This window comes from Polynucleobacter sp. AP-Melu-500A-A1 (assembly GCF_018882125.1).
In the GTDB taxonomy this organism is placed as follows: domain Bacteria; phylum Pseudomonadota; class Gammaproteobacteria; order Burkholderiales; family Burkholderiaceae; genus Polynucleobacter.
This window is the reverse complement of sequence record NZ_JACVOZ010000005.1, coordinates 1-15,161: the sequence shown is the minus strand read 5'-3', so window position 1 is coordinate 15,161 and position 15,161 is coordinate 1. Positions and strand designations below refer to the sequence as shown.

The following is a 15,161-nucleotide window of genomic DNA, read 5'->3' as shown; positions in this document are numbered from 1 at the left end:
CGGAGACAAATGATGAATGACAAAGCACAAAATAGTAGAAGATCTTTTATGAAGGCATCCGCAATCGGTGCAACCGGAATTGGTATCGGATTTGTTGCTGCATCCGAGCCGGTCATGGCTGCTGCTATTGAAACCGATTTCAAGGGCATTAAAGCAGGCGAACAAATGATTCCGGTGGGCAGTTTTCAGATGCCAGCCTATGTATCTCGTCCTGAAGCATCCAAAGGTTCACTGCCTATCGTGATTGTGATTAGCGAAATCTTTGGTGTGCATGAACACATTGCTGATATCACAAGACGTTTTGCCAAACTGGGCTATCTTGCCATTGCGCCCGAGAAATTTACTCGTGCTGGCGATCCTAATTCTTATGGAACGGTGGCAGAGATTCAGAAGAATATTGTGGCCAAAACAACGGATGCACAAGTGATCAATGATTTTCAAGCTGCCTTAGTGTGGGCTGGAAAAAATGGTGGTGATCTCAAAAGAGTTGGTGTGACTGGCTTTTGTTGGGGAGGTCGAATTACTTGGCTCGTCGCTACCTTGCCCCAAGTACGAGCAGGTGTAGCCTGGTACGGTCGTTTAATTGGCGAAAAAACTGAAGGTAACCCACGTCATCCTGTCGATATTGCTGCCGAGCTCAAAGCGCCTGTTCTGGGTTTGTATGGCGGCGCTGATACTGGCATCTCATTAGAAAGTGTGGAGCAAATGCGCGCCGCTTTAGCGCAAGCAGCCCCTAAAAATCCTGCTGCTAAAGCTTCCATGATTGAGGTGTATCCAGATGCGCCACATGCCTTCCACGCAGACTATCGTGCCTCCTATCGTGAGGGCCCTGCAAAAGATGGCTGGGAAAAGTGCCTAGCTTGGTTTAAGAAAAATGGGGTAGCTTAAACCGCATGTCGGTTTTACAAACCATTCTTTTAGTTACCGCGCTGGCAGGAACCGCTAGCGTTTTGGTAGCTGCCAGTTGTTCTTTGGCATTGCTGTCCAAGATGGTGAACAATATGGTGAGTTTGTCGGTGGGCATCTTATTGGCCACCGCCTTGCTCCATTCCCTACCTGAAGCATTTAGTATGGAGGGCGCCAGCCCTCAATTACTGTTTGCTACTTTACTAGCTGGCTTACTGGGATTTTTCTTGCTCGAGAAAATTGCACTCCTTCGCCATGATCATCATCATGAAGGAGATGGTCATCACCATCATCATGGACACGATGCAGAGAATGCTGGGCGTAGTGGTTGGATGATTTTGGTGGGTGATGGCATTCATAATTTTGTTGACGGTATTTTGATTGCCGCCGCTTTTATGGCCGACTATCAAGTGGGTATCTTTACCGCGATTGCCATCATTGCCCATGAGATTCCACAAGAGATTGGTGATTTCATCGTCCTGCTTAACGCTGGCTTCTCAAGAGCGCGTGCTCTGCTCTATAACTTTATTTGTGGCTTATCAGCAGTTGTTGGTGGTGTGTTGGCTTATTTCTTCCTAGAGAAGGCAAATACAGCAATGCCTTATTTATTAGTCATTGCTGCAAGCAGTTTTATTTATATTGCGGTAAGTGATCTCATTCCGCAAATGCATCGTCGCCCACACTGGGCAGAATCTTTGCGTCAAACAGTCTTGATTGCATGTGGAGTAGGATTTGTGATCCTACTGTCTCTGCTGCACTAAAGTTCGATTGGCCTATCGGGATTGGAGCACCACTCGCTCCAACTGCCTACATAAAGACGTGAGCCTTTGAGGCCTGCAGCTTCCATGGCTAAAAGGTTATGACAAGCACTCACACCTGAGCCACACGAATGAATGACCTCGGAAGCTTTGGTGGAGCCCAATAATTCTAGAAACTGTTTATAGAGTTGCTCGGGCGCTTTGAAGGTGGTGGCTGATAAATTGTTTTTAAAAAAATGATTGATTGCGCCAGGGATATGACCACCGATGGGATCGATGGTTTCATTTTCACCATGAAAGCGATCATTGGATCTTGCATCGAGCACTATATTTTTCTTGGAAGATATATTGCTCATGAGTTCATCAACCAGTGCCAAGCCAAAATACGGCATGGGTGATTGTGGGTGTGGGCTTGGGGTGGGCTGGCGAGGGATGCTGCCCATTGGACCATTCCAGGCATCTAAGCCACCATCGAGAACGCGAACATTGGCATGTCCAGTAGCTTTGAGCATCCACCATAAACGACTGGCATATACCGAACCTTGTTTGTCATAAGCAACTACAAGGGTATTGCCATTGATACCAAGGCGTGTTTTAGTTTGTGCCCATGCCTCTGGACTAGGTAGCGGATGACGACCGTTACTACCAGTTTTAGGGCCAGATAAATCTTGATCAAGATCTACATAGATGGCGCCTAGCATGTGACTCTCTTCGTAGGCTTTTCTGCCGGCTTCTGGGTTTGTTAAATCAAACCGGCAATCACACAATAAGACATTCTCACCACTATTGATGATTTCTTCTAACTGGTTTGCGGTAATTAGAGGAGTCATAAAGCTTCCTAAATGGGTGAGTTGGGAACTGCCTTAATTATGCGCCTTGAAAGTTCATGACGCGACGATACCATTCATGAAAATGTTGCATTCCGTCTTCCATAGGACTTTGATATGGCCCAATCTCATTAACACCACGCGCTAGCAGTGCAGCGCGTCCAGCATCCATGCGTTCTGCGATCTCATCATCCTCTATGCAGGTTTCCATATAGGCAGCACGTTCTGCTTCGACAAATTCACGCTCAAATAGGGCAATTTCTTCAGGATAATAAAACTCAACAATGTTGCGGGTCTTATTGGGGCCTAGTGGATGCAAAGTAGAAATACAAAGGACGCCGGGATACCACTCCACCATGACATTGGGGTAGTAGGTTAACCAGATGGCACCATGCCTTGGAGTTTTGCCCTCATATTGACGCAGGACTGCTTCATGCCATTTTCGGTAATTTGCAGAACCCGGCGTTTCCAGATCTTTATGGATACCAACCGTTTGCACGCTGTGCCAATCCCCAAATTCCCAATGCAAATCTTCACAAGAAACAAATTTACCAAGGCCTGGATGAAAAGGAACGACGTGATAGTCCTCGAGATAAACCTCGATGAACGTTTTCCAGTTGTAATTGCAGTCATGTACTTCTACATGGTCAAGCATGTATCCATCAAACTTCAAATCTTCTGCCACTCCCAGGTTCGCTAAATCAGTGCGAACATCGCGCGGACCCTCGAATAAAAGTCCTTGCCAATTTTGTAAAGGAGATTTACCTAGATTTAAGCAAGGCTTGTCTTCAAAGTGAGGAGCGCCTAATAAGTTACCCCCCAAGTCATAGGTCCAGCGATGCAGGGGACACACAATATTTTCAGCCGTTCCACGACCATTGAGCATGAGTGCTTGGCGATGGCGGCAGACATTAGAGAGTAGCTCAACACCCTGAGCATTACGAACCAATAAGCGACCTTCATTTTCGCAGGCCAATGTTTGGTAAGAGCCAAGGTCAGGAACCATGAGTTCATGGCCGACATAGCCAGGCCCCTGCTTAAAAAGCAGATCGATTTCTCGCTGATATAAGTCAGCGTCAAAATATGCCGAAACCGGCAGTTGTAGATTGGACGGCGCAAGCTTCTGCGCGGTAGCCAGATTAGTCATTCTCCCCACCCCCGAAAACGTCAGCCGAAGCTAAGCGGAATAACCAATCCAACCATCGACGGATCGATATTGGAAAGGAAGGGTAGGATTATACCCATTTAGACCTCGTCTGCCTCGTAAGGGTGGGGCTAAAATGGGGAAAATATCAAGGAAATCGCATATGCCAGCCAAGAAGTCTGAGAGCCAAAAACCCGGCCTTGAAGTCCAAATCGACCCTGATTTACGCTACGAGCAGGCAGTCAAAGAGCTTGAAAAGTTAATCTCCGATATGGAATCTGGAAAGTTTTCACTAGAGGAAACGCTTTTAGCCTATCAGCGCGGCGCAGCTTTACTTAAGCATTGCCAAGCAGTGCTTGCGCAAGTGGAGCAACAGGTAAGAGTATTCGAGGCTTAATGAGTTCTGTTGATCTATTTCAAGAGTGGCTGACTTCTCACTCTGCGCGCACTGAGGCAGCCTTAGAAGTTTTATTGGATTCTGCGCAAACCAATCCATTGCGCTTACATGAGGCTATGCGTTATGCCGCTCAAGGTGGCGGCAAGCGTATTCGTCCCTTATTGGTTTATGCCGCTGGGCAGTTAGGTAATGATCAAAGCACATCTAAAAAAATTGCATTAGATGCTGGAGCAGTAGCCATCGAATGTATTCATGCCTATTCATTGGTGCATGATGACATGCCTTGTATGGATGATGATGATTTGCGTCGTGGCCGTCCAACTGTGCATAAAGCATACGATGAGGCTACCGCTCTCTTGGTCGGTGATGCTCTGCAAACGCGTGCCTTTGAAATCTTGGCAAATGCAAAGTGTGGTGCGGATGTACGTCTTTCCATGATTAGCGCTTTAGCTTCTGCATCAGGATCAAGGGGCATGGCGGGTGGCCAAGCGATTGATTTAGAAAGCGTTGGCAAGAAACTGGATTTAGCGGGTTTAAAGCAAATGCATGCGATGAAGACGGGTGCATTATTGTCTTGCGCAGTTCAATTAGGCGGCATTGCTGCAGATCTCAATGCAATACAGATGACGCACCTTCAAGATTATTCTCAAGCGCTAGGTTTGGCATTTCAGATTGTCGATGATGTTCTCGATGCGACTGCTGATAGTCAAACCCTTGGAAAAACAGCGGGTAAGGACGCCATCAACGATAAGCCAACCTATGTGACCTTGATGGGTTTAGACTATGCACAGAAAACGGCACAAGAATTACAAGAAACTGCCATTGCAAGCTTAGATAGCTTTGGTAGCAAAGCGCAAGCCCTAAAAGATTTAGCCTTTTTGGTTGTGAACCGAGGTAAATAAGTGGATATTCATTAGATTCAATGACTTTAGACTCCATTAACTCCCCTGAAGAATTAAGAAAGCTGACTCGAGAAGAGCTTCCTCCTCTTGCGGATGAGTTGCGCCAATTTATTTTGGATTCGGTTTCTAAAACTGGTGGACATCTTTCTTCTAATTTGGGAACGGTTGAGCTATCCATCGCTCTGCACTATGTATTTGATACTCCAGATGACCGCATCGTATGGGACGTTGGGCATCAAAGTTACCCACACAAAATATTGACTGGTCGTCGCGAGCGAATGGGGACATTACGTCAATTTAAAGGTATCTCTGGATTTCCACAGCGTGCTGAAAGTGAGTTTGATGCTTTTGGAACGGGCCATTCTTCTACGAGTATCTCTGCGGCAATGGGCATGGCTCGTGCATTTCAAACTAAGGGCGAAGCTCATGTGGCGGTAGCCGTCATTGGCGATAGCGCAATGACCGGTGGTATGGCATTTGAGGCAATGAATAATGCAGGGGTGTACGAAGACTTACCACTGGTTGTCATTTTGAATGATAACGATATGTCGATCTCTCCAGCAGTGGGCGCACTGAACCGTCATCTTGCAAGATTACTGAGCGGTAATATTTATTCAGCGACCAAAAAAGGAATTGATAGCGTTTTGTCCATTGCGCCGCCTTTGCGCGAGTTTGCTAAACGTCTTGAGGATCATGCTAAAGGCATGGTCTCACCCTCTACGATTTTCCAAGAGTTCGGATTTAACTACTTTGGTCCTATTGATGGCCATGATTTGGATGCCTTGATTCCAATGTTGCAAAACGTACGCCGCTTAGCCTTAGAAGGTCGGGGCCCGCAGTTCTTGCATGTCGTGACACGTAAAGGCCAAGGCTATGAGTTGGCCGAGGCTGATCCTGTCCTGTATCACGGCCCCAGCAAATTCAACCCTAGAGAAGGCGTTAAAAAATCATCCGTTTCAAAAATGACTTTTACCCAGGTATTCGGTGAGTGGTTATGCGATATGGCGCATGCTGATCCATTATTGGTGGGTATTACACCAGCAATGCGCGAAGGCTCTGGCCTAGGGGCATTTGAGAAAAATTTTCCAAAACGCTATTACGATGTTGGTATTGCTGAGCAACATGCCGTGACTTTTGCTGCAGGTATGGCTTGTGAAGGCATGAAACCAGTAGTGGCAATTTATTCCACTTTCTTGCAGCGTGGCTATGATCAATTGATTCATGATGTAGCACTACAAGATTTGCCAGTATTGTTTGCTTTAGATCGTGCAGGCTTGGTGGGGGCTGATGGCGCAACGCATGCAGGTGCTTACGATATCCCTTTCTTACGGTGTATTCCAAACATGTTGGTTTTGACTCCTGCTGATGAAGCCGAGTGTCGTGATCTGTTGACCACTGCTTTCCATCAGAGCCATCCTAGTGCAGTTCGTTATCCACGTGGTTCAGGTGTTGGCACTATTCCCTCTAAAGAGTTGCGCACCCTGCCATTGGGCAAGGGGGAGATTCGGCGCAAGTCGAATGCGCCTGCAGGAAAGCGACTAGCAATTTTGGCTTTTGGTACTTTGTTATATCCAGCGCTTGAAGTGGCAGAGGGCATTGATGCCACTGTAGCCAATATGCGTTTCGTGAAACCCTTAGATCTTGATCTCATTAAATCCTTGGCGGCAGATCATGATTTTTTTGTCACGATTGAAGATGGCGCCATTCAAGGTGGCGCTGGCAGTGCTTGTTTAGAGGCCCTATCTCATTTAGATATTTATAAACCCCTCTTGCAATTAGGTCTTCCTGATCAATTTATCGAACATGGTGATTACAACCTCTTAATGAGCAAGTGCGGACTGGATGTGGAAGGTATTAGCAATTCCATCAAACAACGTTTTCCTGCAATATCGACAATAAATTCAGAGCTTGTAGGCAAATAAGCCCGTTTTGCTTGAAAATAGCTCTATGAATGATATGAACCCCGCCTTTTTAAAAGCCAGCGCAATGCCTGATGTGCAATCCACATTGGATGGACGCGCCTTACCGATTGAGCAGGTAGGTATTCGGGGGGTTCGTCATCCGCTCACGATTCGGAGTCAGACTGGTAATTTCCCATCAGTGGGACAGTTCGAGATGGATGTTGCTTTGCCTGCGCATGTCAAAGGAACGCACATGTCGCGTTTCATGGCACTCTTGCAAGAACAAGATGCGCCAGTAGATAGCACAACCGTGGTAGCAATGGTGAATGCAATGTTGCCTTTGCTTGATGCCAAAGAAGGCCATGTGCAATTTACGTATACACACTTTGTTAAAAAAGCAGCACCCGTTTCTGGTGTGGAAAGCCTGATGGATTACGAAGTGACGTGGATGGCAACTGCTAAGCAAAATACTGCAGGCAGTACAGATGTCGAATTGGGTTTACGCGCTCAAGTACCTGTGATGAGTTTATGTCCATGTTCAAAAGAGATTTCAGAATTCGGTGCACACAATCAACGCTCACATGTCACCATGTCAGTAGTGCTAGATTCTCAAGCAATCATGACAGTAGAAGATTTGATTACGGCCGCTGAAAGCGAAGCCTCTAGTGAATTGTGGGGCTTACTCAAGCGTCCCGATGAGAAGTGGGTGACTGAGCGCTCTTATAGCAATCCGAAGTTTGTAGAAGACTTAGTGCGCGATGTAGCTGGGCGCCTTAAAGCTGATGAGCGTATTCGTTCTTTTGTCGTTGAGGCCGAGAACTTTGAGTCCATCCACAACCACAGTGCCTTTGCCAGAATTAGCTTTGCCAAATAAGTGCAAGCCCGATGAAATCTAGCTCCCAGCCATTCCGATTACATTAAGTTATTACTCGCCAAATCCCAACGGGGTTTGATATCAAAGGCTCCCGATGTTGTGGAGCCATTATTTTTTGCCAGCAAGCGGAGTGCTCCTGCAAACGCAATCATCACCCCGTTATCAGTGCAAAGTTCAAAGGGTGGATAGTGCACTGCAAAGCCATTCTTCAAAGTCATGGCATTTAAGGAAGATCGTAGTTGCAAATTGGCTCCCACACCACCAGCCAATACTAAATGTTTACAGCCTGTTTGCTTTAGCGCTTTTTCAGATTTACTAACCAGTACTGCAACAATCGCATCTACAAAACTTCTGGCAAGATCTGCATGAAATTGCACGGTCTCTGCATTTACGGGATCGATCACTACATGATTTTTCTCTGCATATTTTTTGGCTTGATTTAATACAGCGGTCTTGAGTCCTGAAAAAGAAAAATCTAAATCTCCGGAGTGCAGCATAGGTTTGGGTAAATCAAATATCCCTGGCCGCCCCTTTTCAGCTAGCTTCGAAATGGCGGCACCACCTGGGTAATCCAATCCCAATAGCTTGGCGGTTTTATCAAAAGCTTCTCCTGCCGCATCGTCTAAGGTTTCACCCAAGAGTTCGTACTGACCAATGCCAGAAACTTTCATGAGCTGGGTATGGCCACCAGATACCAAAAGGGCAATAAAGGGAAATTGTGGAGCGGAGTCACCTAGGAGCGGAGAAAGAAGATGACCTTCTAGGTGGTGTACTCCAATCGAGGGAAGATCAAGACTCTGGGCTAAAGCCTTGGCAAAGGCACTTCCTACTAGGAGTGCTCCCGCTAAACCGGGCCCTTGAGTGAATGCCACCGCATCGATATCGCTCATTTTGAGGCCAGATTGGTCCATAGATTGATCTAAAAGGGGCAAAATACGACGTATATGGTCACGGGAAGCAAGCTCCGGAACTACGCCTCCGTAGTCCCGGTGCATATCGATCTGTGAGTGCAAACCTTGCCCTAGGATGCCTAAAAACGCAGGTTTACCCTCTTCCCAGGGGGCGGTGTTGTATAAAGCCACCCCGGTCTCGTCACAAGAAGTTTCTATTCCTAAAACAATCATTTTTTTGCTTGGTCGTGCTAGAATCGCAATTCAGTTAATTTTTCGATATTTATCGAGCATATACGAGTTAAATAAGTATGACTACAGTCCGCCTCCGCGAAAACGAACCATTTGAAGTGGCATTGCGCCGTTTCAAGCGCACCATTGAAAAAAATGGTCTTTTAACCGACTTGCGTGCTCGCGAGTTTTACGAGAAGCCAACAGCTGAACGTAAGCGTAAAAAGGCTGCTGCTGCTAAACGCCATTACAAGCGTATTCGCAGCCAAATGTTGCCTAAGAAGCTTTACTAATAGAATTAAAAAGCTCTCTTCACCGAGAAGCTTTGAAACCCGCTGACGGTGAAACGCAGCGGGTTTTTGCTTTTTAATCACGAGTAATCATTCAATTTTAAATACATCAGGAACTGAGTCATGACTTTAAAAGATCAAATCACTGAAGATATGAAATCTGCCATGCGTGCAAAAGAAACTGCGCGCTTGGGCGCGATCCGCCTTTTGTTGGCAGCCATCAAACAGCGCGAAGTCGATGAACGCATTGTGGTTGATGATGCTGGTGTTATCGCTACGATTGAAAAAATGATTAAGCAGCGCAAAGACTCTATCTCTCAGTTTGAAAAAGCGGGCCGTGATGATTTGGTGGCAATTGAAGTGGGTGAGGTCACGATCTTGCAGACGTATTTACCGGCACAGTTATCGGATGCCGAAGTAGAGGCAGCTGTAGCTGCTGCAGTAGCGGCAACAGGTGCATCTGGCCCTCAAGATATGGGCAAGGTCATTGGCGCTCTTAAGGCCCAATTGGCTGGCAAGGCAGATATGGGCAAGGTATCAGGTCTCGTTAAAGCTGCTCTTGCTAAGTAAATTGACGAAGTCAATTGATTTGGTAAGCCAATTCGTTTCATACTAGCCGCATGGCACTCATTCCCCAATCCTTCATTGCTGATCTTTTAAATCGGGTCGACATCGTTGATGTGGTTGGGCAGCATGTAAAGCTTAAAAAAGCGGGTGCGAACTTTCAAGGTTTGTGCCCGTTTCATTCTGAAAAGTCTCCTTCATTTTCTGTATCGCCAACTAAACAGTTTTATCACTGCTTTGGTTGTGGTGCGCATGGCTCGGCCATCAGCTTTCTGATGGAGTATTCCGGCTTGGGTTATGTGGATGCCATCGAAGATCTCGCGCGCTCTGCAGGTTTGGATGTGCCACGTGAAGAGCGCACAGCGAATGATGTCGCAAGACAACAGCAAGCAATGGCTCTGAGTGAAGTTATGAGCTCAGCAGCCGATTGGTATCGTCAGCAATTAAAAGGTAACACTCGGGCAGTGGAGTATTTAAAAGGCCGTGGGCTAACGGGTGAGATTGCAAAACGCTATGCCTTAGGATACGCCCCGGATGGCTGGCAAGGCCTAGAAGCAGTCTTTGGAACATACGCTAACGATGAAGTAGCCAAGACCTTACTTGAAGGGGGATTGTTGATTCAGGGAGAGCAGACTCAAGGCGGTCAGCCTGTGAAACGCTACGATCGTTTCCGTGATCGTGTGATGTTTCCAATTCGCAATCCAAAAGGTCAAACGATTGGCTTTGGTGGGCGTATTTTGGATCAAGGTGAACCTAAGTATTTAAATTCTCCTGAGACACCATTGTTTTCAAAAGGCAATACGCTCTACGGTTTGTTTGAAGCGAGGCAAGCAATCCGTTCGCAAGAATTTGTCTTGGTGTGCGAAGGGTACATGGATGTTGTCGCTCTTGCACAGCTGGGCTTTCCAAATGCAGTAGCCACTTTAGGTACTGCCTGTACTGCAAACCATGTGCGCATGCTGTTGCGTCAAACCGATAAAGTGGTTTTTTCATTTGACGGGGACTCAGCTGGACAACGCGCTGCGCAACGTGCATTAGAAGCATGCTTGCCACTCATGTCGGACGATAAAGAAATTCGTTTCTTATTTTTACCAACCGAGCATGATCCTGATAGTTATGTTCGTGCCTACGGTGCGCCTGCATTTGAAAAAGTGATTAAAGAAGCGATGTCTATCTCTAGTTTCTTCTTCAAGATTGTTAGTGAGGACCATGAGCTCAACACCCCAGAGGGCAGAGCGCATACCCACCATGCTGCTAAGCCATTATTACTGTCGATGCCACCGATTGCGCTACGTACCCAAATCTTGCGTGAGTTGGCGATTCGTACCAACACCACACCAGCAGAGCTAGAAGCATTTTGTGGTTTGACAGTTGCCCCTGCACCGGTTCAACAGAAAGCTTATCAGCCTGCTCAAGCGCGCAACCAAAGTAATTATGCTAACGCGGGCAATAGGCAAGGTGCACCTTGGCAAGCATCGAAAGGTTCCGCTAAGCGTGTAGCCACTCAGAATATTGAACCACCCAAAGCGCCTACAGATTTAGCAGAGCAAATGTTGCGTGTGCTGATTCAGTTTCCCCACCTAGGTAAAGCCTTAGATAGCAATAAACGAGCATTAGCATTAAAGGCTGCAGAACAAAGATCTAGCAAAGCACTCGATTTAATGAAAGACCTTTTATTCCAATGCGATCAAGTAGAGTTGGTTGCTGGTGAGGATGGCAAGCCTGATGTTGTTGGGGCAGGATCTTTTGCCATGTTTCAGGATCAACTATCCCGTAGCGAACTTGCCCCGCTTTATGAAATGCTCAGAAAGCGGGTGATGGACTCCGATTTAGAGCTCAAAGGAGCAGCTGCTGATTTAGATGGCGCCTTCAAAAAGTTGGAATTGACCCATCTGAAGCAAGAAATGACTGAAATTGCCCAAAAAATTGCCGGAAATACTGCCAACGACCAAGATCGGGTCAGATATCGTGAATTGGGCGAAAAACTGAAATTCTCCTAAGATTTTTCTGATTTACCACTAGTAATCCCCTGAAATTCCCCCATATTTATTACAGAACAGGGGGTAAAAAAGTTGCAATCGACTATAATCCTCTGTTCCCAAGAAAAAAATGAATTAATTCAGCCACTTGCGCTTTATTTTGAACAAATTTTGGGTAAGTGGACAACGGGGCTGTGCTTAATCAGTCGATATCAATAACAGTAATGTGAGTAAGTGCTAATAAATGCCTAATACCAAGATCAAAAAACCAATTAAAGCTGTAAAAGTTGCTGCTAAACCAGCACCAAAAGCAAAGACTCCTGCTAAACCAGCGGTTAAGGCAAAAGTACTTGCTAAACCAGCGTTAAAAGCAAAGGCTCCCGCAAAACCGGCTGCTAAACCAGCGGTTAAAGCAAAAGCACCTGCTAAGCCAGCACCAAAAGCGAAGACGCCAGCTAAACCTGCTGCTAAACCAGCGGTTAAAGCAAAAGCACCTGCTAAACCAGCACCAAAAGCAAAGGCTCCAGCAAAACCTGTAGCTAAAAAAGCACCTGCCAAGCCAGCGCCAAAAGCAAAAACTCCAGCAAAACCTGCAGTTAAAGCAAAGACGCCTGCTAAACCAGCACCAAAAGCAAAGACACCGGTTAAGCCAGTAAAAGTTGCTGCAAAAGTTCCTGCTAAAGCAGTTAAAGGAGAAGTAAAGGTTGAGGCACCCAAAAAAGGTAAGGCTGTTGCCCCAAAAGTAGAAGAGGTAAAAGATCTTAAGGGTAAGAAAGCTAAGGCTGCCGAAGTTGAGACTCCGGTAGTAGAGGAAGAAAAGAAACGCGGTCGTAAAGCAAAAGCAGATGCGCCAGTAGAAGGTGCTGAGCCCGTTTTAACAGATCGTCAAAAAGCACGTGAGCGTAAGGCAAAAGAAAAAGCGCTTTTAAAAGAATTTGCTGCTCAACAGTTAGGTACCGAAGAGCAACAAGAGTTGCGTCGCGCTCGCTTAAAGACCTTGATTAAGATGGGTATGTCCAAGGGTTACTTAACCCATGGTGAAATGAATGACGTCATGTCTGATGAGTTGTCTGATGCAGATGCATTAGAGACTTTGATCAGCTTATTGAATGACATCGGCATTACTGTTTACGAACAAGCTCCCGATGCAGAAACATTAATTCTTTCTGACAGCACTGCAGCTGCGGCTTCTGAAGAAGAGGCTGAAGAAGAAGCTGAAGCAGCTTTATCTACTGTGGATTCAGAATTTGGCCGTACCACCGATCCTGTGCGTATGTATATGCGCGAAATGGGAACCGTTGATTTGCTGACTCGCGAAGGCGAGATCGTGATTGCTAAAAAGATTGAAGCTGGCCTCAAGGACATGGTAATGGCCTTGGCTGCTTGCCCAGTGACTATTGGAGAAATCTTAAGCAACGTCGATAAGATTGCCAGCGGTGAAATTGAGATTGATCAATTTGTTGATGGCTTGGTTGATCCAAATGCAGAAGACATTAAGTTGGGACCAGAAGAGCCAGAGATTGATCCCGATGCTGAAGAGGGCGATGAAGAGGGTGATGATGAAGGCGGTGGTGGTGCAGCAGCAACTGCCAACGCTAAACAGCTCGAAGAGTTAAAACAGATTTCTTTAGAGAAGTTCGCAATCGTTCGCACGCAAGCTGACAAGATGCGTCGTGCTTTTGACAAAGATGGCTATAACTGCCCAGCTTACGTTAAGGCGCAAGATGCGATTCGTGCCGAGTTGCTTGGTTTCCGCTTAACAGCAAAGAGTGTTGAGAAGTTATGCGACACCATGCGCTCACAAGTAGACCAGGTATGGAAACTGGAGCGCGGTATTGTGAGTTTGCTGGTAGATAAAGTCGGCGTCAATCGTGGAGAGGTTTTAAAAGACTTCCCTAAGATGTCAATGAACCTTACTTGGACTGAAAAATTACTCAAAGAGAACAAGCCCTACAGCGCACTCTTACAGCGTAACGTGCCTGCGATCCAAGAACTTCAACAGAAGTTAATTGATATTCAGAAGAATGTTGTTATTCCACTTCCAGAATTAAAAGAAGTGAACAAGCAAATGATCGCTGGTGAGAAGCGTGCGCGCGAAGCAAAACGTGAGATGACAGTAGCTAACTTACGTTTGGTGATCTCGATTGCTAAGAAATACACTAACCGTGGCTTGCAGTTCTTGGATTTGATTCAAGAAGGTAATATCGGTTTGATGAAGGCGGTAGATAAGTTTGAATACCGTCGTGGCTATAAGTTCTCTACCTATGCAACTTGGTGGATTCGTCAGGCAATCACGCGTTCGATCGCTGATCAAGCTCGTACAATCCGTATTCCAGTGCACATGATCGAGACCATCAACAAGATGAACCGTATTAGTCGTCAGATCTTACAAGAAACTGGTCATGAGCCTGATGCTGCAACCTTGGCTCTCAAGATGGAAATTCCTGAGGATAAGATTCGCAAGATCATGAAGATTGCTAAAGAACCTATCTCCATGGAAACACCAATTGGTGACGATGAAGATTCTCATTTAGGTGACTTCATTGAAGATGGCAATACTTTGGCACCCGCTGAAGCAGCATTGCATGACTCTATGCGTGATGTGGTGAAGGATGTTCTTGATTCACTAACACCACGTGAAGCGAAAGTATTGCGTATGCGTTTCGGTGTTGAGATGAGTACAGACCACACTCTTGAAGAAGTGGGTAAGCAGTTTGACGTTACTCGTGAGCGTATACGTCAGATTGAAGCTAAGGCCTTGAGAAAAATGCGTCATCCAAGCCGTAGCGACAAACTCAAGACCTTCCTCGAGGAAGATTGATCCAAAGATTAACGGGCCTATAGCTCAGTTGGTTAGAGCAGAGGACTCATAAGAAAGAAGCCCTAGGGGTCTTGTAACAAAGACCTCAATGATTTCAAGAGCTTAGTGGTCGATTAGGTAGTCAAAATTGCTTACACACCGCTTACACACCAGAGAAAAAACCGAGGTGTGTAGTAAATGCGGTTTTAGTGTGGTTTTGCAGTGGTAAACACCAGCAGTAAGGTGTGTAGTAAAAACAGTTTTAGGGCCCATAGCTCAGTTGGTTAGAGCAGAGGACTCATAGCGAAAGTTGTGCCTTATACGTGGAAACTGTATAAGGGATGGTGTCAAATTCGGAGAAAGCTAAATGCAGCCAAGAGCTGCACAAGCTAACGCCGAGCCAAGCTTCAGCGTGAAAGTGCTGTTGAAGGTGTAGAGACTAGACGGCACCCATCTAAGTTCAGACGTTAAGTTTGAATATGATGAAGGCATAGTCCAGGGAGTTGTGAAAGCAACACAAACCGGAATCCTTTGGTCCCAGGTTCAAGTCCTGGTGGGCCCACCAGAAAAGCAAGGTACGTACCGGACACATGCTTTACGTCCGGTACCGACCACATGGTTTACACATTTACCAATCACATCCCCAATACTTTGGGACCAAATGGGTTTTCTAGGGCTTGTACCCTTGAAGACTCCAT

The 15,161-nt window shown here is 46.2% G+C and carries 13 protein-coding genes; 10 read left to right on the top strand and 3 right to left on the bottom strand.

Features of this window, described 5'->3' with window-relative positions; genetic code table 11:
* Positions 1–9: 9 nt before the first annotated feature.
* Entirely contained in the window at positions 10–888 is an 879-nt protein-coding gene (locus tag ICN38_RS10670) for a dienelactone hydrolase family protein (protein WP_370624400.1), read from the top strand.
* A 5-nt stretch (positions 889–893) separates the two neighbouring features.
* A complete protein-coding gene (locus ICN38_RS10665) occupies positions 894–1,667 on the top strand; it encodes a ZIP family metal transporter (RefSeq protein WP_216257085.1) in 774 nt (257 codons plus the stop codon).
* On the opposite strand, the gene ICN38_RS10660 is transcribed toward ICN38_RS10665, so the two are convergent.
* Together ICN38_RS10660 and ICN38_RS10655 are read right to left on the bottom strand one after the other, a co-directional pair.
* The gene (locus tag ICN38_RS10660) at positions 1,664–2,494 is read right to left on the bottom strand and encodes a sulfurtransferase (protein ID WP_216257084.1); all 831 of its coding nucleotides are present in this window, start codon (positions 2,492–2,494) and stop codon (positions 1,664–1,666) included. The genes ICN38_RS10665 and ICN38_RS10660 overlap by 4 nt on opposite strands.
* 37 nt (positions 2,495–2,531) lie before the next feature.
* Positions 2,532–3,638 carry an aromatic ring-hydroxylating dioxygenase subunit alpha gene (locus ICN38_RS10655; protein ID WP_216257083.1) on the bottom strand — a complete coding sequence of 369 codons (1,107 nt, stop codon included), beginning with the start codon at positions 3,636–3,638 and terminating at the stop codon, positions 2,532–2,534.
* 160 nt (positions 3,639–3,798) lie between these two features.
* Here ICN38_RS10655 and xseB point away from each other — a divergent pair, with 160 nt between their 5' ends.
* Genes xseB through folE2 form a run of 4 tightly spaced genes read left to right on the top strand, consistent with a single transcriptional unit; the run spans position 3,799 to position 7,709 of the window.
* A complete protein-coding gene (gene xseB, locus ICN38_RS10650; RefSeq protein ID WP_216219391.1) occupies positions 3,799–4,032 on the top strand; it encodes an exodeoxyribonuclease VII small subunit in 234 nt (77 codons plus the stop codon).
* A complete protein-coding gene (locus ICN38_RS10645; RefSeq protein WP_216257082.1) occupies positions 4,032–4,934 on the top strand; it encodes a polyprenyl synthetase family protein in 903 nt (300 codons plus the stop codon). The genes xseB and ICN38_RS10645 overlap by 1 nt, the downstream gene beginning before the upstream one ends.
* Positions 4,935–4,954: 20 nt before the next feature.
* Positions 4,955–6,856, top strand: a complete 1,902-nt coding sequence (gene dxs / locus ICN38_RS10640; RefSeq protein WP_216257081.1) for a 1-deoxy-D-xylulose-5-phosphate synthase — start codon at positions 4,955–4,957, stop codon at positions 6,854–6,856.
* Between the two features lie 25 nt (positions 6,857–6,881).
* Positions 6,882–7,709, top strand: a complete 828-nt coding sequence (gene folE2 / locus ICN38_RS10635; protein WP_216257080.1) for a GTP cyclohydrolase FolE2 — start codon at positions 6,882–6,884, stop codon at positions 7,707–7,709.
* Positions 7,710–7,747: 38 nt separating this feature from the next.
* On the opposite strand, the gene tsaD is transcribed toward folE2, so the two are convergent.
* Positions 7,748–8,833: a tRNA (adenosine(37)-N6)-threonylcarbamoyltransferase complex transferase subunit TsaD gene (gene tsaD / locus ICN38_RS10630; RefSeq protein WP_216257079.1), complete on the bottom strand. Its 1,086-nt coding sequence runs from the start codon at positions 8,831–8,833 to the stop codon at positions 7,748–7,750.
* 77 nt (positions 8,834–8,910) lie between these two features.
* On the opposite strand from tsaD, the gene rpsU reads away from it, so the two are divergent.
* From rpsU to rpoD, 4 genes are all read left to right on the top strand, one after another.
* A complete protein-coding gene (gene rpsU, locus ICN38_RS10625) occupies positions 8,911–9,123 on the top strand; it encodes a 30S ribosomal protein S21 (RefSeq protein ID WP_011903537.1) in 213 nt (70 codons plus the stop codon).
* Between the two features lie 120 nt (positions 9,124–9,243).
* Complete coding sequence (locus ICN38_RS10620) at positions 9,244–9,690, top strand: GatB/YqeY domain-containing protein (protein ID WP_216257078.1); 447 nt, start codon at positions 9,244–9,246, stop codon at positions 9,688–9,690.
* Positions 9,691–9,740: 50 nt separating this feature from the next.
* On the top strand, positions 9,741–11,684 hold the full coding sequence (dnaG, locus tag ICN38_RS10615; RefSeq protein ID WP_216257077.1) for a DNA primase: 1,944 nt from the start codon (positions 9,741–9,743) through the stop codon (positions 11,682–11,684).
* A 223-nt stretch (positions 11,685–11,907) separates the two neighbouring features.
* The gene (gene rpoD, locus ICN38_RS10610) at positions 11,908–14,484 is read left to right on the top strand and encodes an RNA polymerase sigma factor RpoD (RefSeq protein WP_216257076.1); all 2,577 of its coding nucleotides are present in this window, start codon (positions 11,908–11,910) and stop codon (positions 14,482–14,484) included.
* Positions 14,485–15,161: the final 677 nt, after the last annotated feature.